Source organism: Herbaspirillum lusitanum, assembly GCF_046025995.1.
GTDB lineage: Bacteria > Pseudomonadota > Gammaproteobacteria > Burkholderiales > Burkholderiaceae_D > Herbaspirillum > Herbaspirillum lusitanum_A.
Window position 1 is genome coordinate 12,595 of record NZ_JAQQFM010000004.1, and the last position, 20,419, is coordinate 33,013.

Below are 20,419 nucleotides of genomic sequence, written 5' to 3' on the forward strand. Positions count from 1 at the left end.
ATCAGAGCTTCCTCCGATCCTGGCGCTGCCAACTATTGCGGACGACTCTTTTCAGTGAATACTTCACGGAATTTATCCAGCTTGGGCGCCACCACAAACGCGCAATATCCCTGGAAGGGATGCTGCTGGAAATAGTTCTGGTGATAGTCCTCAGCCTTGTAATAGGTCTCGACCGGGCTCAGTTCGGTCACGATAGGCGCATCCCAGACAAGCGCCATTTCCGCGATGATCTGCCTGGCGACTTCGTGCTGTTCCTGATCTGCGTAGTAGATCACCGAGCGGTATTGCGTGCCGACGTCATTGCCCTGCCTGTTCAGCGTGGTCGGGTCATGGATGGTGAAGAAAATTTCCAGAAGCTCACGGTAAGTGGTGATTTCCGGATCGAAGCTCAGCTTGACAACTTCGGCGTGGCCGGTCTGCCCGCCGCACACTTGCTCATAATTGGGATTGACGACTTTGCCGCCGGTGTAGCCCGATTCGACCTGCTCGACACCTTTGACTTGCTGATACACCGCCTCAAGGCACCAAAAGCAACCACCACCCAGAATTGCTGTCTTGCTGGCCATATCGCCTCCCTGTTGAATTGCATTGCTTGAAACTTTAACGCAAAAACAAGATTCATGCGGCTCGCTAATGACGACTCCGCATCATGGCAAGCTCAACAAGTGCGAACTGTCGGACAAATTTCAAGCAGGAAGGCTGACGACGCCACGCCAAACGGCCCTTTTGGGATCACATAGCAGCTGAAACGGGCAGTGTTTTGCGCGATCCGTTATCATTCAGGGCATGCACGGTCGGTACTTCATCCGGCTTTCCAGAATCAGATTCACAGGCTTATCGATGCACACAAGCTTTCCGCGCGCGACGACGCGCGAGTTCGACGCCAGCCATTTCCGCCAGGCACTCTCTCAATTCGCTACCGGCGTCACCATCATCACGACCAGATTGGCGGATGGTACTCTGCTGGGCCTCACTGCCAGCTCATTCAATTCGGTTTCGCTGGACCCGCCGCTGGTGCTCTGGAGTCTCGGCACCAAGGCCAACAGCATGCCTGTTTTCTCCGGCAATTCGCATTACGTGATCAACATTCTCGGCGCGGATCAGATTCATCTGGCGGAGCAATTCGCACGCAAATCCGAGAACCGTTTTGAAGGTGTGAACTACTCGCTATCTCGCACCGGCCAACCGATTCTGGACGGCGTTTCGGCCTGGTTTGAATGCCATAACCGCAGCCGCTATCCGGAGGGAGATCACGTGATTTTTGTCGGAGAAGTCGAGCAGTGTGAAGTGACGCCGCAGCCGGGGCTGGTTTTTCACAACGGGAAATTCGCCAAGATCGATGCGACCTGATGATGGATTGCTGAACTACTTCCCCGCCAGATTCAGAAATAAAAAAAGCGCCTTCCGGCGCTTTTTTCTTCACTGATCGAACCGATCAGAACGTGTAGCCAACGGACAGGAAAGTCACGATTGGATTCAAGGTCAGACTGGTTGCCGACTTGACTTGTGTGCCTGTCGGCAAAGTAGTCGTGATGTCCGCATTGGTCTTCAGTGGGATGTACGCAACCGAGAATCCCAGCGACCAGTTCTTGTCGAAGTTATAGGTCGCGCCTACGTTCAGAACCGGTGCCCATGAAGAGCTCAAATCCGCCGACGATTTCGCTGCTCCGGGCACGCCAGTAAAACGTTGCGACAAGGCACTTTGGAACTGGCTGGACAATTCCACATCCGAATACCACACGTACGACACACCCGCGCCGACAAATGGACGGAACTTGCTGTTGCCGTCGCCGAAATACCATTTGGCGACGATTGCCGGACTCCATTGCTTTGCCTTACCCAGCTCGCCCACACCTGCGAGCGTGCCTGTGCCGCTCAGCTTGAAGGTGGGCGGAATGCCGACGTCAGTAGTTACTGCAAAGTTATCGGTGAAGAAGTGCGTGAACGCAACGCCCAGAGTATCCGCATTTCCTACAGTAGCGCCGCTACCTGGCACGGTCGACGCCACCGGGCTGACGACGCGCAAAGTCTCACTGGAGTCCTGCGGAGCCAGATGAAACCAGCCCACGTTCACAGTGTTGCTGCCGGCAGTCTGCGCCATCGCAGGTGCTGCGCATGCGGCCATGACGGACAACGCGGCGATCTTTGGCAAAAGGGAAAATTGTTTCTGCATTTTTGTCTCCAAGAGTGAGGGCTGTGCCCGGTTTTTTGTTCCTGCCTGTGCCCGGGAATTATTGGCGGCGTATGTTCACCGCTTTCATGTCTTCCGTCTTTTATTAAGTAGAGGCGATGGCTGTGCCTCTTTTATTCAGTCTTACATACGTCAAACAAAAAGAACGCGCGTGCTATTCTTTGGCGATACTATGCCAGCTTTAAATTTGTTTGTATAGACGTGTCTGATTTTGACAACCGCTGCAAAAAAGCAGATGTTGTTTTCAAAAAATCGGGGATGAAAATTGCTCAGCCAAGCAGGCGCGCAATGATGCCTGTCGAGTCGAATGCGGCACGCCGCAAACGGTCGTTGATGCCCTGCCAGACTGACGTTGCGGGCAGCGCCTCAACCACGATGAGATCGGCGCCGGCGTGATCCATATCTCGCAGTGCAGCATAAAGATCGTGCGCGTAGGCATGCGGATCGGCGGCCATTTTTACTTCTGCATGGGCCGCCGAAGCCGGTGATTTTCCGTGATGGATCAGTGCAAACCTGTGCCCGTGCGCATGCAATTGCTGCAGCGTTTTTTCCAGAGAATCGGATTCGATTTGCGCCACCGGTGTGCTGGGTGCGTAATGCGCATCCAGCGTACCCGATGCACGCGGCGCCGCAGCATCCGGTAAAGCAGGCGCCTCACCAAGCACCGCCGTCAGCTGGTCGATGCTGATCTGCCCGGGCCTCAGCAACACCGGACCGTGCGTGGCGACGCGCGACAGATCGACGATGGTCGATTCGATGCCGACTTCGCAGGCGCCGCCATCCAATACATAATCGACCAGCGTATCGGCGACGCCGAATTCATCGCGCACATGCTGCGCAGTGGTAGGGCTGACGTGTCCGAATTTATTGGCGGAAGGGCCGGCAACGCCACCTTTGCCGCCGCGGAATTCACGCAGCAAGGCTTGCGCCACGGGATGGGAAGGACAACGCAAACCGACCGAATCCTGACCGCCGGAAACCGCATCGGGGATATGCGCCGCCCGCTTCAGGATCAAGGTCAGCGGCCCTGGCCAGAACGACGCGATCAGACGCCGCGCTTCAACCGGCACCTCAGCGGCCCAATAACTGATATCCGCCTCAGGCGCCAGGTGCACGATGACCGGATGATTGGCCGGCCGGCCCTTGGCGGCGTAGATGTCTGCAATCGCCGCCGGATTCTCGGCGTCGCCGCCGAGGCCGTACACCGTCTCGGTCGGAAACGCGACCAGCTTGCCCTGCTCCAGCTTGCGGGCAGCCAGTCTGACCGCTGCGTGATCGATTGCGAACTCATCCATCTCGTGTTTTCTTCGTCGTATTTTCTGTGCGGCCTCAGATGGCGATGCCGAGAATGCCGCACGCCGCCGTCAACTGTTGCTGCGCGACGTCAACCGTCGCTGCAGTAAAGGTCACATGCCCCATCTTGCGGCCGCGACGCGCCTCCGCCTTGCCATACAGATGCACATGTGCACCCGGCAAGGCCAGCACCTGATCCCAGGCCGGTTCACGCAGCGTGTCGCCATCGAACCAGACATCTCCCAGAATATTCAGCATGACCGCCGGCGAATGCTGGCGCGTATCGCCCAGCGGCAAACGCGCCATGGCGCGCGCCTGTTGTTCGAACTGGCTGGTGACGCAAGCGTCGATGGTGTAGTGCCCGCTGTTGTGCGGACGCGGCGCCATCTCATTGACCACCAGCGAGCCGTCCTGCAGCACGAAGAATTCGATGCACAGCACGCCGACATACGCCAGGCTGCCGATGATCTGCAAGGCGGCCTGCTGCGCCTGCTCGGCCGAAGCCGTCTTGACGTTCGGACCGGGCACGGTGGTGGTGAACAGAATGCCGTCGCGATGCACGTTCTCGGCGATCGGATACACCACCGCATTGCCGTCGGCGCCGCGCGCCACCAGCACCGAAATTTCATAGGCCAGCGGCAGCATTTTTTCCAGCACGCATGTCACGCCGTTCATACCGGCAAAAGCGCTGCGCACTTCGTCCAGCGTGCGCACGCGCACCTGGCCCTTGCCGTCGTATCCCATGCGCGCGGTCTTCAGAATGCCGGGCAGCAGATCGGGCGACAAGGCGGCGATGTCGCTGTCGGCATTGATCACCGCATGCGGCGCAGGCAACACGCCGGAGCGGCTGCCGCATTCGGTGAAGAAGGCTTTTTCGGCGGTGCGATCCTGCGCGATCGACACGCCGCTCGCCGCCGGTGCAACAAAGGTATGCGCCGCCAGCGCAGCCAGACTTTTGGCGGAGACGTTTTCAAATTCGGTGGTCACGGCGGCGCACAAGCCACCCAGCTCGGCCAGCGCTCTGGCGTCGTCATACGGCGCCTGCAACAGGCGATCCGCGACCTGGCCGGCCGGGCAATCCTGCTCGGCCTCGAGTACCGCAACCTTGAAACCCATGCTCTGCGCAGCGTGCGCAAACATGCGGCCGAGCTGACCGCCGCCCATCACGCCCAGCCAGGTGGCAGGCGTGGTTGAAGGAACGGCTGGCGACACATTGCTATCGGACGGCTGGCTCATGTAGGTAATTTCATGTCGAGTGCGACTTGCGTCTGGGTCTTGCGGAAGGCTTCCAGCCTGGCGGCCAATGCATCATCGGTCGTCGCCAGCATGGCGATGGCCGATAAGGCCGCGTTGGCGGCACCGGCTTCACCGATTGCATACGTCGCAACCGGAATGCCCTTGGGCATCTGCACGATGGACAACAGCGAATCCTCGCCGCGCAGATACTTGGATGGCACCGGCACGCCCAGCACCGGCACGATGGTCTTGGCAGCGATCATGCCCGGCAGATGCGCGGCACCGCCAGCGCCGGCGATGATGGCGCGCAGACCGCGTTCACGCGCGCTTTCGGCATAGGCGAACATCTGATCCGGCATACGGTGCGCGGAAATCACCTGCGCCTCATGCGCAATGCCGAAGTCCTTCAGAACCGCTACGGCATGCTGCATTACATCCCAGTCAGAGGAGGAGCCCATGACCACGCCGACCACCGGCTTCACAGTTGCGTTCATGATTCAGTCCTTCAGTTTTTCGCCGGTCAGGCGCTCCAGCGCTTCGCGGTACTTGGCGCCGGTTTTTTCGATGACTTCCGGCGGCAGTGCCGGCGCCGGCGGCGTTTTCTTCCAGCCATCGACGGTTTCCAGATAGTCGCGCACAAATTGCTTGTCGAACGACGGTGGCGAGATACCGACCTGATAGCTGTCCGCAGGCCAGAAGCGCGAAGAGTCAGCCGTCAGCACTTCGTCCATCAGATGCAGCACGCCGGCGTCGTCCAGACCGAACTCGAACTTGGTATCGGCGATGATGATGCCGCGCGTTGCCGCGTAGTCCGCCGCAGTGGTGTACAGCTTGATGCTGATGTCGCGGATGGTATTGGCCAGTTCACTGCCGATGCGTGCTTCCATTTCAGCGAAGCTGATGTTTTCATCGTGCTCGCCCAGATCGGCCTTGGCCGCCGGTGTGAAGATCGGCTGTTCCAGCTTGGCCGCTTGCTGCAGGCCGGCCGGCAATTGGATGCCGCAGACCGAACCGGTTTGCTGATAGTCCTTCCAGCCGGAACCGATGATGTAACCACGCACCACGGCTTCTACCAGAATCGGCTTGAGGCGCTTGGCCACCACGGCGCGTCCACGCACCTGCTCCACTTCGTCCGGCGCCACCACCGACTCGGGCGCAATGCCGGTCACGTGATTCGGCACCAGATTGCCCAGTTTCTCGAACCAGAAATCGGTCATCTGATTCAGGACCTTGCCCTTGCCGGGGATGGGTTCATTCATGACGACGTCGAACGCCGACAGGCGATCGGTGGTCACGATCAGCAACTTGTCGTCGCCGACCGCATAGTTTTCGCGAACCTTGCCGGTGCCCAGAAGTGGCAGGGAAGTGATGGAGGATTTGTAGAGACTGCTCATGATGGTGGTATTCCGTAAAGTCAAAAACCGGGACTGCGCAAGCAAGTCCCGGTCGGTTACTGCGCACGCAGAAATTTACTGCACGATTTGCGCGAGTTCGCCCTTCTTGTATTTCTCGGCAATTTTTTCCAGCGCCAGCGGCTTGATCTTGCCGGCCTGGCCTTCGCAGCCGAATGCCAGGAAGCGCGCCTTGCACACCAGTGCCGCAGCTTCGCGGGCAGGCTTCAGATAGTCGCGCGGGTCGAACTTGGATGGGTTTTCGATGAAGTAACGGCGGATCGCACCGGTCATCGCCAGACGGATGTCGGTGTCGATGTTGATCTTGCGCACGCCGTGCTTGATGCCTTCCTGAATCTCTTCAACCGGCACGCCGTAGGTTTCCTTCATGTCGCCGCCGAATTCGCGGATCTCGGCCAGCAGTTCCTGCGGCACCGACGAGGAACCGTGCATCACCAGGTGAGTGTTCGGAATGCGTGCGTGGATTTCCTTGATGCGATCGATGGCCAGGATGTCGCCGGTCGGCTTGCGCGAAAACTTGTACGCGCCGTGCGAGGTGCCGATGGCAATGGCCAGTGCGTCGCATTGTGTCTTCTGGACGAAATCGGCAGCCTGGTTGACGTCGGTCAGCAGTTGTTCGCGGGTCATCTTGCCGTCCGCGCCGTGGCCGTCTTCCTTGTCGCCCATCATGGTTTCCAGCGAACCGAGCACGCCCAGTTCAGCTTCCACGGTGACGCCGATGGCGTGCGAAAACTCGACCACCTTGCGCGAGACTTCGACGTTGTATTCGTAGCTGGCGACCGACTTGCCGTCTTCGTTGAGCGAGCCGTCCATCATCACCGAGCTGAAGCCCGACTTGATCGCGGCCATGCAGACCGCCGGCGACTGGCCGTGATCCTGGTGCATCACGACCGGGATGTGCGGATAGGCTTCGACCGCAGCCGAAATCAGGTGGCGCAGGAAAGCTTCGCCTGCGTATTTACGTGCGCCCGCGGACGCTTGCATGATGACTGGCGAGCCAACTTCATCTGCCGCCTGCATGATGGCGGTGACTTGCTCCAGATTGTTGACGTTGAACGCTGGCAGACCGTAACCGTTTTCGGCGGCGTGGTCCAGCAGTTGACGCATGGATACGAGTGGCATGATGGAACTCCAGGATAACGATGAAAAATCAGTACTCGCCGACCTTGAGAATTTTCAAGGCATTGGTGCCGCCGACCTGTCCGATCGGCTCGCCCCAGGTTACGACGATCAAATCCCCCTTCTGCACGACGCCTTGCTCCAGCAGCAGGTCTTGCGCGCCCTTGAGCATGGTCTCGGTATCGGCGCATTGCGCCAGTTCGAGGGTATGCACATTGCGGAACAGCGCAGCCTTCTGACGCGTCGCGACATTGGGGGTAATGGCAAAAATCGGTACATCAATATTGTGACGGCTCATCCACAGCGCGGTGGAACCTGACTCGGTCAGCGCAGCAATCGCCTTGACCTGCAAGTGATGCGCGGTGAACAGCGCACCGTAGGCGATGGACTGGTCGACGCGAGTGAAACGTACGTTGAGGAAATCCGCATCCAGGCGGCAATCTTCGGAGCGCTCGGCTTCCAGGCAGATGGCAGACATGGCTTCCACGGTTTCCACCGGATATTTGCCGGAGGCGGTTTCAGCCGAGGTCATCACGGCGTCGGTGCCGTCCAGCACGGCGTTGGCGACGTCGGACACTTCCGCGCGCGTCGGCACGGCGTTGACGATCATCGACTCCATCATCTGCGTCGCGGTGATGGTCAGCTTGTTGGAGGCGCGCGCCATCTTGATCATGCGCTTCTGCAAACCCGGCACGGCCGCGTTGCCCACTTCGACCGCCAAGTCGCCACGCGCCACCATGATGCCGTCGGAAGCGTCGAGGATTTCCTGCAGCAGCGGAATCGCTTCGGCGCGTTCGATCTTGGCGATCATCATCGGCTTGTGGCCATAGGCTTCGCCGGCGACGTTGCCGAGCTGGCGCGCCATTTCCATGTCGGTCGCATTCTTGGGAAACGACACCGCCACGTAATCCGCCTGAAAACTCATCGCGGTCTTGATGTCGTCCATGTCCTTGCCGGTCAGCGCCGGCGCCGACAGCCCACCGCCCTGACGGTTGATGCCCTTGTTGTTGGACAGCTCGCCGCCGATCTTGACCACGGTATGAATCTCATTGCCGAGCACGCGCTCGACCACCAGCACGATCAGACCATCGTTGAGCAGCAGCACGTCGCTGCCCTTGAGGTCACGCGGCAGTGCCTTGTAATCGAGACCGACACGCTCCTGGTTACCCATGGTGCAATCGGCGTCGAGAATGAATTTCTCGCCGTTCACGAGCTGGATCTTGCCGTTTTCAAACTTGCCGACGCGGATCTTCGGACCCTGCAGGTCGGCCATGATGGCGACTTTCTTGCCGCACGCATCAGCCACTTCACGCACCAGCAGCGCGCGGTCGATATGATCCTGCGCCTTGCCGTGGGAAAAATTCAGACGTACCACATCCACGCCGGCCTTGATCATGCGGGTCAGCGTCTCGCGATCGCTGGAAGCGGGGCCGATAGTGGCGACAATTTTTGTTGCTCTGGACATGAAAGCCTTTTTTTGTAGTGTCTCTGGTGTCTCGTCATGCGGTGCACTGCAGGCCCCGCACATCAAACTGAACCGGCTGGAGCCGAAACGCCCTGTGGGCGGCGGTCAAACTCAGCGGCCGCCGCGCCGTTTCGCTCGGATTACTATTATTGCGCGCGCTGCAAGAGGATTTCCACTGCCGGCAGGGTCTTGCCTTCCAGGAATTCCAGGAAGGCACCGCCGCCGGTCGAGATGTAGCCAACCTTGTCGGCGATGTTGTACTTGGCGATGGCGGCCAGCGTATCGCCACCACCCGCAATCGAAAAGCCTGGCGAGGTCGCGATGGCGCGCGCCAGTGTTTCAGTGCCCTTGCCGAACTGGTCGAATTCAAACACGCCGACCGGCCCGTTCCAGACGATGGTGCCGGCCTTGGACAGTTGCTCGGCCAGCAGGGCGGCAGTCTTGGGGCCGATGTCGAAGATCATGTCGTCGTCAGTCACATCCTTGGCATCTTTCACGGTCGCCACGGCGGTCGGCGAGAACTCCTTGCCGCATACCACATCGACCGGAATCGGCACCGAGGCGCCGCGCTTGGCCATCATGTCGATGATGGCCTTGGCTTCATCCAGCAGATCCGGCTCGGCCAGCGATTTGCCGATCTTCAGGCCGGACGCCAGCATGAAGGTATTGGCGATGCCGCCGCCGACGATCAGATTGTCAACCTTGTCGGCCAGCGCCTTGAGAATGGTCAGCTTGCTGGACACCTTGGAACCGGCGACGATCGCCACCAGCGGGCGCTTCGGCTGATTCAGGGCCTTGCCCAGCGCATCCAGCTCAGCGGCCAGCAAAGGGCCGGCACAGGCGATCGGCGCAAACTTGGCAATACCATACGTGGTGGCTTCCGCGCGGTGCGCAGTGCCGAAAGCATCGTTGACGAACACGTCGCACAGCTTGGCGATCTTTTGCGACAGCTCTTCACTGTTTTTCTTTTCGCCCTTGTTCAGACGGCAGTTTTCCAGCAACACGACCTGGCCCGGGGCAACATCGACGCCGTCCACCCAGTCAGCCACCAGCTTGACTTCAAAACCCAGCAGCTCGGACAGGCGCCTGGCGACCGGCGCCAGCGAATCTTCCGGCTTGAACTCGCCTTCCACCGGGCGTCCCAGATGCGAGGTCACCATCACAGCGGCGCCGGCTTCGTGCGCCTGGCGGATCGCCGGGATCGAGGCACGAATGCGCGTATCTTCGGTGATATTGCCGGCATCATCCTGCGGCACGTTGAGATCGGCGCGAATGAAGACGCGTTTTCCTTGAAGTTGCTTGGCAGAAATCAGATCGCTGAGTCGGTTGAATTTCATAGAGTCCAAAATCGAAGGTGGGGCGAAAAATGCGCTATTTTACTCCAGCCAGACCGCTGAACGACGGTTTTCTGGGCCAGAAAGCGATCCTGGGAGATGTCTGTCTGGCGCGCTACAGTAGGGTCGCAAAACAGAATAATTAGCTTTTTTACAAACAAGTCGCCGTCAAATGACGAGACGCAACACTGTGAATAGTGCCATTCCAGTCACGATAGTTCCCAACAAATGGCGCGTTGCAATAAAGAACAGCGCTCCACCGATGCCGGCCAACAGCTTGGGATTGGCCAGATTCAGCGCCAGGACGCCGTCGGCCAGCACCAGATCGGGGATCACGATGGCCGCCATGGCGGCGGCCGGGGCGTAGCTCAAAGCGTGTTTCAGACGCGGCGGTAACTTGACGGCATGACCAAACAGAAAAAAGCCGCTGCGCGTGATCAGGGTCGACAAGGTCAACAAGGCGATTGCCCCCCAGATGTACCACTCGCTCATGCCTGTTCCCTCAGATTTGCGGTGATCGGCTCCTCCGGGCCTTCGCGGCCCTTGCTCTTATTCTGATCATCGCCGCCGGAGCCCTTGTCGCCATCGGAACCCGGCAAAAATTTATCCACCATCATCGCCGTTGCCATCCCCAGCACCATCGCGAACAGCAAACCCAGCCGGTACGGGAAATTGATGGCGGCCACCGCCACCGCGCCGGACACCACCACGCCGGCCAGCGCCGCCAGGTTATTGGTCATCGGGATCATGATGGCGATTAGCGCCATGGTGCCGGCGAAACCGATGTTCCAGCTCTCGGGAATCTGGCTGCCCAGCAAAATACCGATGGTGGCGCCCAACTGCCAGCTGACCCAGCCGGGATAACAGACGGCGGCAAAAAAACCGATCTTGCCGGCCGGCTGATGCACGGTGTGGGCAGGAAAACGCTGCGGGAAGAAGGCCATTGAGATATCGCCGTTGAAGTAGCCGTACCAGATACGGCGATACCAGGGCAGATGCTCGAAATGCGGCGCAACGGCCGCAGAAAAGATGACGAAACGCAGATTGACGATCATCGCCGTCATGTAGATCACCAGCAGCGGGGTGCCCACCGCCAGCAGCGGCAGCACCGCGAACTGCGCGGAGCCGGCATACACCAGCAGGCTCATGCCCAGCGATTGCATGATCGTCATGCCTGACTTGACCATGGCCATGCCCGACACGATGCCCCATGCGAACACTGCCGGCACCGTCGAAGCGCTGGCGCGCCAGCCTTCCTGAAACGTTTCCCGCTCGATCCGGCGTGCTGCCTCCACTGATGGGGCGTCGCCGGACTCGCCTGTCTCCTTCTGCATCGTTATTCCGCTTTGTGCATTATTTTGGAAAGGGTTGCTGCTTTGGCTTTCCTGCAAGCATTTTTACCCAGGGCCTTCATTCTACAGATGAAGCTTTTCGCTCGCTTGAATCCGCTAAAATGGAGCTCTTTTTGGCAGACCCACGGAGAAACAGACCATGTCCATGGCAGACCGCGACGGAAAAATCTGGAAGGATGGCGCCCTGATCGACTGGCGTGACGCCACCATCCATGTGCTGACGCATACGCTGCATTACGGCATGGGGGTGTTCGAAGGCGTGCGCGCCTACCAGACGCCGCAGGGCACCGCAATCTTCCGGCTCAGGGAACACACGCAACGGCTGTTCAATTCGGCCAAGATTTTCCAGATGGAAGTACCTTTCGACCAGGACACCCTCTTCGAAGCGCAACGCCAGGTGGTGCGAGAGAATCAGCTGGAATCCTGCTATCTGCGTCCGCTGATCTGGATCGGCTCGGAGAAGCTGGGCGTGTCCGCCAAGGGCAACAAGATTCATGTCGCCATCGCCGCCTGGCCATGGGGTGCTTATCTGGGCGAAGACGGCATCAACAAGGGCATTCGCGTCAAAACCTCCTCCTTCAGCCGGCATCATGTGAACGTGTCGCTGGTGCGGGCCAAGGCTTGCGGCTACTACATCAATTCGATTCTGGCCAATCAGGAAGCGCTGGCCGACGGCTACGACGAAGCCCTGCTGCTGGACACCGACGGTTACGTGTCGGAAGGCTCCGGCGAGAATGTCTTCATCGTCAGAAACGGCAAGATCTACACACCCGACCTGGCCTCCTGCCTGGACGGCATTACGCGCGATGCGGTGCTGACGATGGCGCGCGACATGGGTATCGAAGTCATCGAAAAACGCATCACGCGCGACGAGATGTATTGCAGCGACGAAGCCTTCTTCACCGGCACCGCCGCTGAAATCACGCCCATCCGCGAGCTGGATCACCGTATCATCGGCAACGGCGCGCGCGGGCCGATCACCGAAAAACTGCAAAGCCTGTTTTTCGACGTGGTCTCGGGCAAGGCGCCGCAGTATCAGCACTGGCTGACCCTGGTGTAAGCCAGGCCAGTTACAAGAACGCAGAGGCAAGAACACAGATACAAGAGATTCAGCAGCAAGCACCATTATTTTCATCACAGCAGTCGTCAATCAACTCACATCAGATAGCAACAGGAACGGAGAAACACCATGAGCCAAGTTCAACAGACCCAGCCAGCTGCAGTTCAACTCGACGGCAAGGATTTGCCGGCCTTCTGCCCGAATCCGAACATGCCGCACTGGTCCTCGCACCCGCGCGTCTTCCTCGAACTGGATGCGCACGGCGCCGCCAAGTGTCCGTACTGCGGCACCCAGTATCAGTTGAAGCCGGGCGCCGTGGTCAAAGCCCACTAAGCTGCAGACTTCGACCTTGCAAGACCCGGAGGGCCGCGGCCCTCTTTCTTTATTCCGGAGATTTACATGCCCAGCGCAAAACTGATCCACGGTTCGCCCGATGAAATCGAGGCCGCGTATTACGATGCGCTGGCGCGCGCCGACCTCGAAGCGCTGATGGCGCTGTGGGCCGATGACGACGAGATCGTCTGCATCCACCCCGGTGCGCAGCGCCTGATCGGCCATGCGGAAATCCGCTCGGTGTGGGAGGACATCCTCTCCAACGGCGGCCTGCATATCCAGCCGCGTCAACTGCACACCACGCACAATCTGATGACGGCGATCCACAGCGTGATCGAAGAAATCAATCACGGCGCGGAACAGCAAAACGACGTGCACGTGGTCGCCACCAATATCTATCTGAAAACTGCACGCGGCTGGCGCATGGTGATGCACCACGCATCAGTCGCGCCCGGCCCGGCGCCGAGCGAAGCGCTGGTCAGCGGTGCCATGCTGCATTGAAACCGGCATTGAATTTGTATTCCTGAATGCAGGTGCGAACCGGGGACGCTCACACAGCCGGGCTTCGGCCCCATCGAAATCGGCAGCATCAGATCAGACACATCAAGCCACAAAGACTTTCCAGACCCATGCCCTACTCTGCTCCCCGCTGGCTTCCCGGCGGGCATCTTCAGACCATCTTCCCGGCCAAGTTCATCAGCAAGCCGCAGGTCAATTACCGGCGCGAGCGCTGGGATACGCCGGACGGCGATTTCATCGACGTCGATTTCGTCGACGGTCAACCGGGGCAGCCGATGCTGGTGCTGTTTCACGGCCTGGAAGGCTCATCCGACAGCCACTATTGCCGCGCCATGATGGCAGCGGTGGCGGCGCGCGGATGGACCGGCGTGGTGCCGCATTTTCGCGGCTGCTCGGGCGAAATCAATCTGGCGCCGCGCTTCTATCATTCCGGCGATGCGCAGGAAGTGGACTGGATACTGCAAAGGCTGAAGCCGCGCCGCGCAGCCATCGCCGCCAGCCGCCTGTACGCTACCGGCGTGTCGCTGGGCGCCAATGCGCTGCTGCGCTGGCTGGGCGAATCGCAGCATCAGGCGGAGTTCATCGACGCTGCATGCGCAGTGTCGGCGCCGCTCGATCTGGCCGGCGGCGGCGATGCGCTGGCGCGCGGTTTCAATCGCGTGTATTCCCACGTATTTCTGCGCACCATGCGCCCCAAATGCCTGCTCAAGCTGGATCAGTTTCCCGGCCTGTTCAGCCGCGACGCATTGCTGCAGGCGCGCGATCTGTACGCCTTCGACAATATCGTGACAGCGCCGCTGCACGGCTACCGCAACACCGATGACTACTGGGATCGCGCCAGCGCCAAGCACATCCTGCATGACATCAAAGTGCCGACGCTGGTGCTCAATGCGCAGAACGATCCCTTCCTGCCGGCGCGCTATCTGCCGCGCAGCGCAGCACCCTCGGTGCTACTGGAGTATCCTGCGGAAGGTGGTCACGTAGGCTTTGCTGCCGGCAACCCGCCGGGCCGGCTGGACTGGCTGCCGCAACGCTTGCTGCGCTTTCTGGAAAGCGGCAACTGATCCACGCTGCCACCGCTGCAGCAACCGCGCTCACCTTCACCAAAGCAGACGCCGACCATCAGCGTCGCACTTGCACGAGACCGCACCGCCCTATGGATGAAATCGTCAGACAAGCCATGGCCAAATGGCCCAACGTGCCGCACTGCTTCGGCTGGTTACGGCTGGATGCGCGCGGCGCCTGGCGCATGCGCGACGAACGGGCACAGCTACTGAATCTGGCCGGCGAACGCATTGTCCATCCGGCGCTGCTCGGCTTCATCTGCCGCAACTACGTGCAGGATGAACAGGGCCGCTGGTATTTTCAGAATGGCCCGCAACGCGTGTATGTGGATCTGGAATTGACGCCCTACATCGTGCGCAATAATCCAGGCGAGATGTTGAGCTTGCAGACCGGTGAAGCGCTTGATCGGGTCGACGCCGCTTGGATGGACGAAGAAGGTCGCCTGTATCTGTCAGGCGGTGAAAAATTCGCGGCGCTGGATGACCGCGATCTGACTGACATGCTGCCCTTGCTGTCCATTGATGGCATGCCGGCCGGCGATGAAGCCTTGCTGGCATGGCTGGAAGCGGCTGACGAGAATCCATCCGCTTCTGGTGGGCGATTGCAAATCCGTTGGCGTGAACAGCTAGTGGATGTGACGCGCGTGAAGCGCGATCAATTGGCCATCCGCTTCGGATTTGATCCCCTGCCGCGCGAAAGCACGCCCGCAGAATAGCGTGCGCGAGCAAGCCGGACTCTGCTCAACCACGTTCCTTGCTTTCCTTCATTTCCTCCTTCCAGCGCTCCTTCCAGTCGCGCTCGCGCGCATCGATCAGCGACTGATCGTAGAAGGTCGCATCCGGCGCACGGCGCGCAATCGTCAGTTGCTCCAGCGCCGCCGGCAAGCTGCCCGACAAGGCGTACGACTCGGCCAGGGCCAGATGCTGCAGCGCCTGCCTGCCCTGCGCCGCGTAAGCCTGGGCCAGCAAATCCTGCAATTGCACTTCCTGGCGATACAGTTGCGTCTGATCACGAAGAAAAGCCACTGCCTCGTCGTAACGACGCGCCGCAATCAAGGCGCTGGCATATTGCCGCGTCAGCACGCGCGACAGCGGGAACTGCTTGCGCATGGCGTCCGCTTCTTTCAGCGCCGCCTGCGCCTGCTTCTTGCCGATCTTGATGTCGATATCGAGACTGACGATCATCATGCTCGGCGCCATCGGTTGCGCCGCAGCCCTGGCCTCTTCGAGATAGATGTCGGCCTTGTCGAAATTGCCCTGACGATAGGCGACATAGGCCAGACCGTATTTGGCCGACATCACTTGCTGCTTGGTGTTTTGCCGCAACTGATTGCTGAAGTATTCATTGGCCTCGCGCAGACCTTGCACCGAATCGTTTTGCAGCACGCGGATGCGCGCCCGCGCCAGATGAAAATCGGGATTGTCGACGCGCTGGCGGTAACGCTGATCGCGGATGCGTCCTTCGATATCGGCGATGCGTTCGGTCGTCAGCGGGTGGGTCAGCAGATACGGGGGCACGGCGTCGCTGAAGCTGCGCGAGGCGGTCTGCAGACGGCCGAAAAAGGTCACCATGCCGGACGGATCGAAGCCACCGTCGCGCATGATCTGCAAGCCGATGCGATCGGCCTCGCGCTCGGCATCGCGGCTGAAATTGAGCTGGCGCTGAATCGCCAGACCGGTGCCGCCCATCATGGTCGCCATGGCGGCATCGCCGCCGGCTTTGGACACCCCGGCCAAAGCGCCCAGCACGATCGCCGCCAGCTGGATCATGGAATTCTGCTTCTGCTGTCCCAGCATGCGCGCGATGTGACGTTGCGCCACGTGGCCGATTTCATGAGATAAGACCCCGGCCAGCTCGGATTCGCTCTGCGACGCCAGAACCAGACCCGAATGCACGCCGATGAACCCGCCCGGCAAGGCAAACGCGTTCAGCATGGGATCGCGCACCATGAAAAAGAAGAAATCGTAACCGGCTTCGCCGCGCACTTCCGGCCGCACCGCCACCAGATTGAGGCCGAAGTTGTTGAGATACTCCTGCACCGGGCCGTCATCGATGTAATCCCGGTCGCGGCGGATGTCATGCATGATCTGCTCGCCCAGCTTGCGCTCCATCAGCGGCGACAGACTTTCACGCTCAGTGTCGCCGAGCGTCGGCAGGTTCTGTGCGACGCTGGCGACCGGCGCGATCGTCAGCGGAATGGTCGGCGCCAACAGCAAAGCAGCCATCAGCAAACGCACCATCTTTGTCCGCAACGGCGAGGAATGATGAGGCGCGGATTTTCTCTTCTGAAAAAATGCTGACTGATACATGTGCGTCGACGGTGAATTCGAAATCGGATTAAAGATGCCTTGCGTTCGGATTGCCGGATGTATTGGCGCTGCCCTGCCCGTGCGTGCGTGCGTACGGTGTACTTTGTCAGTTTTATGTACGGGCCGTATGGCTTGCCAGAAACAGTTTTCTATCTGTGGCGCCGCTGTCTGCCTTTTTGCTTGTCGCTTCCCGCACATGCCTGCGAAGCGGGGCAACAGTAGCGCAACGCGACGCCTGCTATGATACCCGCACTCCACGAACGTTCCTGCGATTTTGCCATCATGACTTCTGCCTCAGACAAAAACACTGCACCTTCCGGCCTCACCCATTTTGACCAGAGCGGACAAGCGCACATGGTCGACGTCGGCGACAAGAACGAGACCCGGCGCATCGCCATCGCCAGCGGCGTCATCCGCATGCAGTTGAGCACGCTGGAAATCATCCTCTCCGGGACCGCAAAAAAAGGGGATGTGCTGGGCATCGCACGCATCGCCGCCATCATGGCCGCCAAGCGCACCAGCGATCTGATACCGCTGTGCCATCCGCTGGCCCTGACGCATGTGTCGGTGGAGTTCGAACCGCATGTCGATCAATCCAGTATCACCTGCACCGCGCGCGTAGAAACCTTCGGCAAGACCGGTGTGGAGATGGAGGCGCTGACCGCCGTTCAGATCGGTCTGCTGACGGTCTATGACATGTCCAAAGCGGTCGACAAGACCATGGTCATGAGCGACATCTGCGTGACGGAAAAACGCGGCGGCAAGAGCGACATCAATTTTCAGCCTTGATAGCTCTCGGCTTGCCGGAATTCCTGCCGCAGAAAAAGAAAAGCGCCTCAAGGGCGCTTTTCTTTTATTGACCGAGCCATCTGATCAGACGCACTCGCCAAACCTGCATGGCATTAGCTGCCGGATCCTCAGACTTATCCACGGCAGATTGCAGGAGCATATTGCGGCTCCATCGTGCCGGCAACGAAACCGGTGTTGACGGTCGCATCCTTGGGCGTTGCCGCCTTCACCTCTTTGGCCGCACATTGCCATTGCACCGAATCGCCGCCGAGAATCGGCGTCAGTGTCAGCGTGCCGCCGTTACCGACATTGGGGCCGTAGCTGATCGTGATCACGCCGCCGATACCTTTCGCAGTCATGTCGCTGACATCGATACCGGTGACGTTTTGCGTCGGCGAAAATGTCGACAGACCGAGCTGTGCCTTAGTGAATACGCCGTTGTTGGCAGTGATCTGCTCAGCCACTGCCAGCTTGTAAGGCGCGACAAGATTGAGACCTTCAGTGACGCGCGTACGCGCAATATAGTTCTGATACTGGGTCGCGCCGATGGTGGCGAGGATGCCGATGATCGCGAGCACGACCATCAGTTCGATCAGGGTAAAGCCTTGTTGCTTGCCCACTTGCTTGTTCTTGCCTACGTTTGCGTGCATTTAAATCCCCGTCAAAAAATGAAATGGCGTTGCCAGTATCAGTAGCGCCCTCAGCGCAGCAAAGCGAATTAATTCCAAAGTATCAGCGTTTGTCATTGTCGGCGATGATATGCGTCAAAAGCATGAAATCCAAGTCCGGCTATTTCTATCACACGCACAAAAATCTTCTGTGCGTCTCATTTCCAAGCGATTGGCGGTCGCGCATGCGACCACCTCATGGCGGCCATATCGCCCGGCTTAGTGCTCGCGCTTCTTGCGATTCAGCGTCAGGCCGATCAGCACGACGCCGATGGCGCCGACCAGTCCCGGCAAACTCAAGTGCAGGTTCATGCCCGGGATGATGAATTCGCTGTCCGGAATAAAGTCCTGTATCCAGCCGCGCACCGCCGGATCGCTGAAAATCATGCCACCGGCCAGATATCCCAGCAAAGCGGCGCCCAGCGTGATGATAACTGGGAATTTTTCCATCAATTTCAAGACCAGCGTGCTGCCCCAGACGATGATAGGAATGCTGACCACGATCCCGAATACCACCAGGGTCAGTTGATGTTCGCCGGCCTGCTCAGCGGCGCTGGCGATGGCGATCACGTTGTCCAGACTCATCACCAGATCGGCGACGATAATGGTCTTGACCGCGCTCCACAACTTGTTGCTGCCGGAAATGTCGGCATGCTCATCTTCTTCGATCAGCAGTTTGATGCCGATCCAGATCAGCAGCAACCCACCCACCAGTTTCAGATACGGCAGCTGCAGCATGGTGACGGCAAAAGCGATCAGCGCAATACGAATCGCGATGGCGCCCAAGGTGCCCCAGACGATGCCCTTCATGCGCAAATTGGCCGGCAGGTTGCGGCAGGCCAGCGCGATCACGATGGCATTGTCCCCGCCCAGCAAAATATCGATGAGGATGATCTGGCCGACCGCGAGCCAGTTCAGATTCGTCAGAAACTCCATGTGCTCCCTTGTTTGATTGCACGGCTGATGCGCGCAGTAATGTGTTTTGCCGTCGCTCGCAGTTCGCGGCACCGCTCAGCGGTAAAAAATGGTCAAGACTGATGTACGGATCGAAAGATCTTCAACGACATCCGAAACGCACGGCGTATCGTGTTGCAGCCTGACGGGGGATAAGCCCTGTGTTGTGCAGCCGTGGAAACCTCGCACGCGACCGCAATAATCATGTTGAAGCAAATACAGCACGTGAACCCGCTTCGTGCCTTGTACTTAGGTCTGGCGCGCTCGCCCAGTGATTGGGCTCGCCCCTGAAGCTGCAGGCTCATCTGCTCGCAGCCCGGTCGACCTGTCAAAAACAACATGGGGAGCCGAAGCTCCCCATGCCGGATGTGCAATTCTTGCGCCTGACTCCGACCTCCGGTCAGAAGCCAGGCTGACGCTGAATTACAGTACCGATTTCAGCAGACGTGCCATTTCGGAAGGATTGCGTGTGGCCTTGATTCCGCACTCTTCCATGATCGCCAGCTTTGCTTCAGCAGTATCAGCACCACCGGAGATCAGCGCACCGGCGTGGCCCATACGCTTGCCCGGAGGCGCAGTCACGCCGGCGATGAAGCCGATGACCGGCTTCTTCATGTTGTCCTTGACCCAGTACGAAGCGTTGGCTTCGTCAGGACCACCGATTTCACCGATCATGATGACGGCGTCGGTGTCAGGATCATCATTGAAGGCCTTCATGATGTCGATGTGCTTCAGACCGTTGATCGGATCGCCGCCGATACCGACTGCAGACGATTGACCCAGGCCCAGCGCGGTCAGCTGACCGACGGCTTCGTAAGTCAGGGTGCCCGAACGCGACACCACGCCGATGCGGCCCTTTTTGTGGATGTGGCCTGGCATGATGCCGATCTTGATTTCGTCCGGAGTAATCAGACCTGGGCAGTTAGGGCCCAGCAGCAGAGTCTTGCTGCCCGACTTTGCCATACGGTTTTTCAGTTCCATCATGTCGCGGACCGGGATGCCTTCAGTGATACAGATCGCCAGATCCAGATCAGCTTCAACAGCTTCCCAGATTGCAGCGGCTGCGCCGGCTGGTGGAACATAGATCACCGAAACAGTCGCGCCGGTTGCCTTCTTGGCTTCGGATACATTCGCGAAAATTGGAATGCCTTCGAAGTCTTCACCAGCCTTTTTCGGATTCACGCCGGCGACGAATGCGTTCTTGCCGTTCGCGTAGTCGCGGCACATGCGTGTGTGAAATTGACCGGTTTTGCCGGTGATACCTTGGGTGATGACTTTGGTGTCTTTATTGATCAGAATCGACATAGCTATTCCTTGTCC

Annotated in this window: 22 protein-coding genes; 7 read left to right on the top strand and 15 right to left on the bottom strand. The window is 59.3% G+C overall.

Translation table 11 applies throughout. From position 1 onward, the window contains the following. Positions 1-32: 32 nt before the first annotated feature. Complete coding sequence (msrA, locus tag PQR62_RS08715) at positions 33-566, bottom strand: peptide-methionine (S)-S-oxide reductase MsrA (RefSeq protein ID WP_408156914.1); 534 nt, start codon at positions 564-566, stop codon at positions 33-35. Positions 567-840: 274 nt separating this feature from the next. On the opposite strand from msrA, the gene PQR62_RS08720 reads away from it, so the two are divergent. Beyond that, the gene (locus tag PQR62_RS08720) at positions 841-1,350 is read left to right on the top strand and encodes a flavin reductase family protein (protein ID WP_408156915.1); all 510 of its coding nucleotides are present in this window, start codon (positions 841-843) and stop codon (positions 1,348-1,350) included. 85 nt (positions 1,351-1,435) lie between these two features. Here the strand turns inward: PQR62_RS08720 and PQR62_RS08725 are convergent, their stop codons facing one another. The 10 genes from PQR62_RS08725 to PQR62_RS08770 all read right to left on the bottom strand — a co-directional run bounded on the left by PQR62_RS08725 (position 1,436) and on the right by PQR62_RS08770 (position 11,384). Next, entirely contained in the window at positions 1,436-2,173 is a 738-nt protein-coding gene (locus tag PQR62_RS08725; protein ID WP_408156917.1) for an OmpW/AlkL family protein, read from the bottom strand. A gap of 287 nt (positions 2,174-2,460) precedes the next feature. Further along, positions 2,461-3,486: an L-threonylcarbamoyladenylate synthase gene (locus PQR62_RS08730; protein ID WP_408156919.1), complete on the bottom strand. Its 1,026-nt coding sequence runs from the start codon at positions 3,484-3,486 to the stop codon at positions 2,461-2,463. A gap of 34 nt (positions 3,487-3,520) precedes the next feature. Continuing rightward, on the bottom strand, positions 3,521-4,720 hold the full coding sequence (locus tag PQR62_RS08735) for a 5-(carboxyamino)imidazole ribonucleotide synthase (protein WP_408156921.1): 1,200 nt from the start codon (positions 4,718-4,720) through the stop codon (positions 3,521-3,523). Beyond that, the gene (purE, locus tag PQR62_RS08740) at positions 4,717-5,214 is read right to left on the bottom strand and encodes a 5-(carboxyamino)imidazole ribonucleotide mutase (protein ID WP_408156923.1); all 498 of its coding nucleotides are present in this window, start codon (positions 5,212-5,214) and stop codon (positions 4,717-4,719) included. Before purE ends, PQR62_RS08735 begins: the two co-directional genes overlap by 4 nt. Before the next feature lie 3 nt (positions 5,215-5,217). Beyond that, the gene (locus tag PQR62_RS08745) at positions 5,218-6,114 is read right to left on the bottom strand and encodes a phosphoribosylaminoimidazolesuccinocarboxamide synthase (protein WP_408156925.1); all 897 of its coding nucleotides are present in this window, start codon (positions 6,112-6,114) and stop codon (positions 5,218-5,220) included. Between the two features lie 75 nt (positions 6,115-6,189). Beyond that, complete coding sequence (gene fba, locus PQR62_RS08750; protein ID WP_408156927.1) at positions 6,190-7,254, bottom strand: class II fructose-bisphosphate aldolase; 1,065 nt, start codon at positions 7,252-7,254, stop codon at positions 6,190-6,192. Between the two features lie 28 nt (positions 7,255-7,282). Further along, entirely contained in the window at positions 7,283-8,716 is a 1,434-nt protein-coding gene (pyk, locus tag PQR62_RS08755; protein ID WP_408156929.1) for a pyruvate kinase, read from the bottom strand. A gap of 146 nt (positions 8,717-8,862) precedes the next feature. Further along, on the bottom strand, positions 8,863-10,053 hold the full coding sequence (locus PQR62_RS08760; protein ID WP_408156931.1) for a phosphoglycerate kinase: 1,191 nt from the start codon (positions 10,051-10,053) through the stop codon (positions 8,863-8,865). A 165-nt stretch (positions 10,054-10,218) separates the two neighbouring features. After that, positions 10,219-10,542: an AzlD domain-containing protein gene (locus PQR62_RS08765; RefSeq protein ID WP_408156933.1), complete on the bottom strand. Its 324-nt coding sequence runs from the start codon at positions 10,540-10,542 to the stop codon at positions 10,219-10,221. Further along, complete coding sequence (locus PQR62_RS08770) at positions 10,539-11,384, bottom strand: AzlC family ABC transporter permease (RefSeq protein WP_408156935.1); 846 nt, start codon at positions 11,382-11,384, stop codon at positions 10,539-10,541. Before PQR62_RS08770 ends, PQR62_RS08765 begins: the two co-directional genes overlap by 4 nt. A 157-nt stretch (positions 11,385-11,541) precedes the next feature. Between PQR62_RS08770 and PQR62_RS08775 the strand changes: the two genes are divergently transcribed. The 5 genes from PQR62_RS08775 to PQR62_RS08795 all read left to right on the top strand — a co-directional run bounded on the left by PQR62_RS08775 (position 11,542) and on the right by PQR62_RS08795 (position 15,094). Then, positions 11,542-12,462 (top strand): branched-chain amino acid transaminase, encoded by a 921-nt coding sequence (locus PQR62_RS08775; protein ID WP_408156937.1) that lies wholly within the window; start codon positions 11,542-11,544, stop codon positions 12,460-12,462. A 129-nt stretch (positions 12,463-12,591) separates the two neighbouring features. Next, on the top strand, positions 12,592-12,795 hold the full coding sequence (locus PQR62_RS08780) for a zinc-finger domain-containing protein (protein ID WP_408156939.1): 204 nt from the start codon (positions 12,592-12,594) through the stop codon (positions 12,793-12,795). 66 nt (positions 12,796-12,861) lie between these two features. Further along, entirely contained in the window at positions 12,862-13,296 is a 435-nt protein-coding gene (locus PQR62_RS08785) for a YybH family protein (protein ID WP_408156941.1), read from the top strand. 128 nt (positions 13,297-13,424) lie between these two features. After that, positions 13,425-14,378: a YheT family hydrolase gene (locus PQR62_RS08790; RefSeq protein WP_408156943.1), complete on the top strand. Its 954-nt coding sequence runs from the start codon at positions 13,425-13,427 to the stop codon at positions 14,376-14,378. A gap of 92 nt (positions 14,379-14,470) precedes the next feature. After that, positions 14,471-15,094 (top strand): DUF2946 family protein, encoded by a 624-nt coding sequence (locus PQR62_RS08795; RefSeq protein WP_408156945.1) that lies wholly within the window; start codon positions 14,471-14,473, stop codon positions 15,092-15,094. Positions 15,095-15,119: 25 nt separating this feature from the next. Here the strand turns inward: PQR62_RS08795 and PQR62_RS08800 are convergent, their stop codons facing one another. Beyond that, complete coding sequence (locus tag PQR62_RS08800) at positions 15,120-16,619, bottom strand: beta-barrel assembly-enhancing protease (RefSeq protein WP_408156947.1); 1,500 nt, start codon at positions 16,617-16,619, stop codon at positions 15,120-15,122. A gap of 351 nt (positions 16,620-16,970) precedes the next feature. Between PQR62_RS08800 and moaC the strand changes: the two genes are divergently transcribed. After that, complete coding sequence (gene moaC, locus PQR62_RS08805; RefSeq protein WP_408156949.1) at positions 16,971-17,477, top strand: cyclic pyranopterin monophosphate synthase MoaC; 507 nt, start codon at positions 16,971-16,973, stop codon at positions 17,475-17,477. Between the two features lie 134 nt (positions 17,478-17,611). On the opposite strand, the gene PQR62_RS08810 is transcribed toward moaC, so the two are convergent. From PQR62_RS08810 to sucD, 3 genes are all read right to left on the bottom strand, one after another. Then, on the bottom strand, positions 17,612-18,127 hold the full coding sequence (locus PQR62_RS08810) for a pilin (RefSeq protein WP_408156951.1): 516 nt from the start codon (positions 18,125-18,127) through the stop codon (positions 17,612-17,614). A gap of 237 nt (positions 18,128-18,364) precedes the next feature. Then, positions 18,365-19,081, bottom strand: coding sequence for a TerC family protein (locus PQR62_RS08815; RefSeq protein ID WP_408156953.1), 717 nt, complete (start codon positions 19,079-19,081; stop codon positions 18,365-18,367). 441 nt (positions 19,082-19,522) lie between these two features. Continuing rightward, positions 19,523-20,404: a succinate--CoA ligase subunit alpha gene (gene sucD / locus PQR62_RS08820; RefSeq protein WP_408156955.1), complete on the bottom strand. Its 882-nt coding sequence runs from the start codon at positions 20,402-20,404 to the stop codon at positions 19,523-19,525. Between the last annotated feature and the right edge of the window lie 15 nt (positions 20,405-20,419).

Coding starts and splice junctions, on each gene's coding strand:
- PQR62_RS08765 (WP_408156933.1), bottom strand. CDS start 10,542: ATGAGCGAGTGGTACATCTGGGGGGCAATCGCCTTGTTGACCTTGTCG.
- PQR62_RS08770 (WP_408156935.1), bottom strand. CDS start 11,384: ATGCAGAAGGAGACAGGCGAGTCCGGCGACGCCCCATCAGTGGAGGCA.
- PQR62_RS08775 (WP_408156937.1), top strand. CDS start 11,542: ATGTCCATGGCAGACCGCGACGGAAAAATCTGGAAGGATGGCGCCCTG.
- msrA (WP_408156914.1), bottom strand. CDS start 566: ATGGCCAGCAAGACAGCAATTCTGGGTGGTGGTTGCTTTTGGTGCCTT.
- PQR62_RS08730 (WP_408156919.1), bottom strand. CDS start 3,486: ATGGATGAGTTCGCAATCGATCACGCAGCGGTCAGACTGGCTGCCCGC.
- pyk (WP_408156929.1), bottom strand. CDS start 8,716: ATGTCCAGAGCAACAAAAATTGTCGCCACTATCGGCCCCGCTTCCAGC.
- purE (WP_408156923.1), bottom strand. CDS start 5,214: ATGAACGCAACTGTGAAGCCGGTGGTCGGCGTGGTCATGGGCTCCTCC.
- moaC (WP_408156949.1), top strand. CDS start 16,971: ATGACTTCTGCCTCAGACAAAAACACTGCACCTTCCGGCCTCACCCAT.
- PQR62_RS08745 (WP_408156925.1), bottom strand. CDS start 6,114: ATGAGCAGTCTCTACAAATCCTCCATCACTTCCCTGCCACTTCTGGGC.
- PQR62_RS08810 (WP_408156951.1), bottom strand. CDS start 18,127: ATGCACGCAAACGTAGGCAAGAACAAGCAAGTGGGCAAGCAACAAGGC.
- fba (WP_408156927.1), bottom strand. CDS start 7,254: ATGCCACTCGTATCCATGCGTCAACTGCTGGACCACGCCGCCGAAAAC.
- PQR62_RS08780 (WP_408156939.1), top strand. CDS start 12,592: ATGAGCCAAGTTCAACAGACCCAGCCAGCTGCAGTTCAACTCGACGGC.
- PQR62_RS08785 (WP_408156941.1), top strand. CDS start 12,862: ATGCCCAGCGCAAAACTGATCCACGGTTCGCCCGATGAAATCGAGGCC.
- PQR62_RS08800 (WP_408156947.1), bottom strand. CDS start 16,619: ATGGTGCGTTTGCTGATGGCTGCTTTGCTGTTGGCGCCGACCATTCCG.
- PQR62_RS08720 (WP_408156915.1), top strand. CDS start 841: ATGCACACAAGCTTTCCGCGCGCGACGACGCGCGAGTTCGACGCCAGC.
- PQR62_RS08815 (WP_408156953.1), bottom strand. CDS start 19,081: ATGGAGTTTCTGACGAATCTGAACTGGCTCGCGGTCGGCCAGATCATC.
- PQR62_RS08760 (WP_408156931.1), bottom strand. CDS start 10,053: ATGAAATTCAACCGACTCAGCGATCTGATTTCTGCCAAGCAACTTCAA.
- PQR62_RS08795 (WP_408156945.1), top strand. CDS start 14,471: ATGGATGAAATCGTCAGACAAGCCATGGCCAAATGGCCCAACGTGCCG.
- sucD (WP_408156955.1), bottom strand. CDS start 20,404: ATGTCGATTCTGATCAATAAAGACACCAAAGTCATCACCCAAGGTATC.
- PQR62_RS08735 (WP_408156921.1), bottom strand. CDS start 4,720: ATGAGCCAGCCGTCCGATAGCAATGTGTCGCCAGCCGTTCCTTCAACC.
- PQR62_RS08725 (WP_408156917.1), bottom strand. CDS start 2,173: ATGCAGAAACAATTTTCCCTTTTGCCAAAGATCGCCGCGTTGTCCGTC.
- PQR62_RS08790 (WP_408156943.1), top strand. CDS start 13,425: ATGCCCTACTCTGCTCCCCGCTGGCTTCCCGGCGGGCATCTTCAGACC.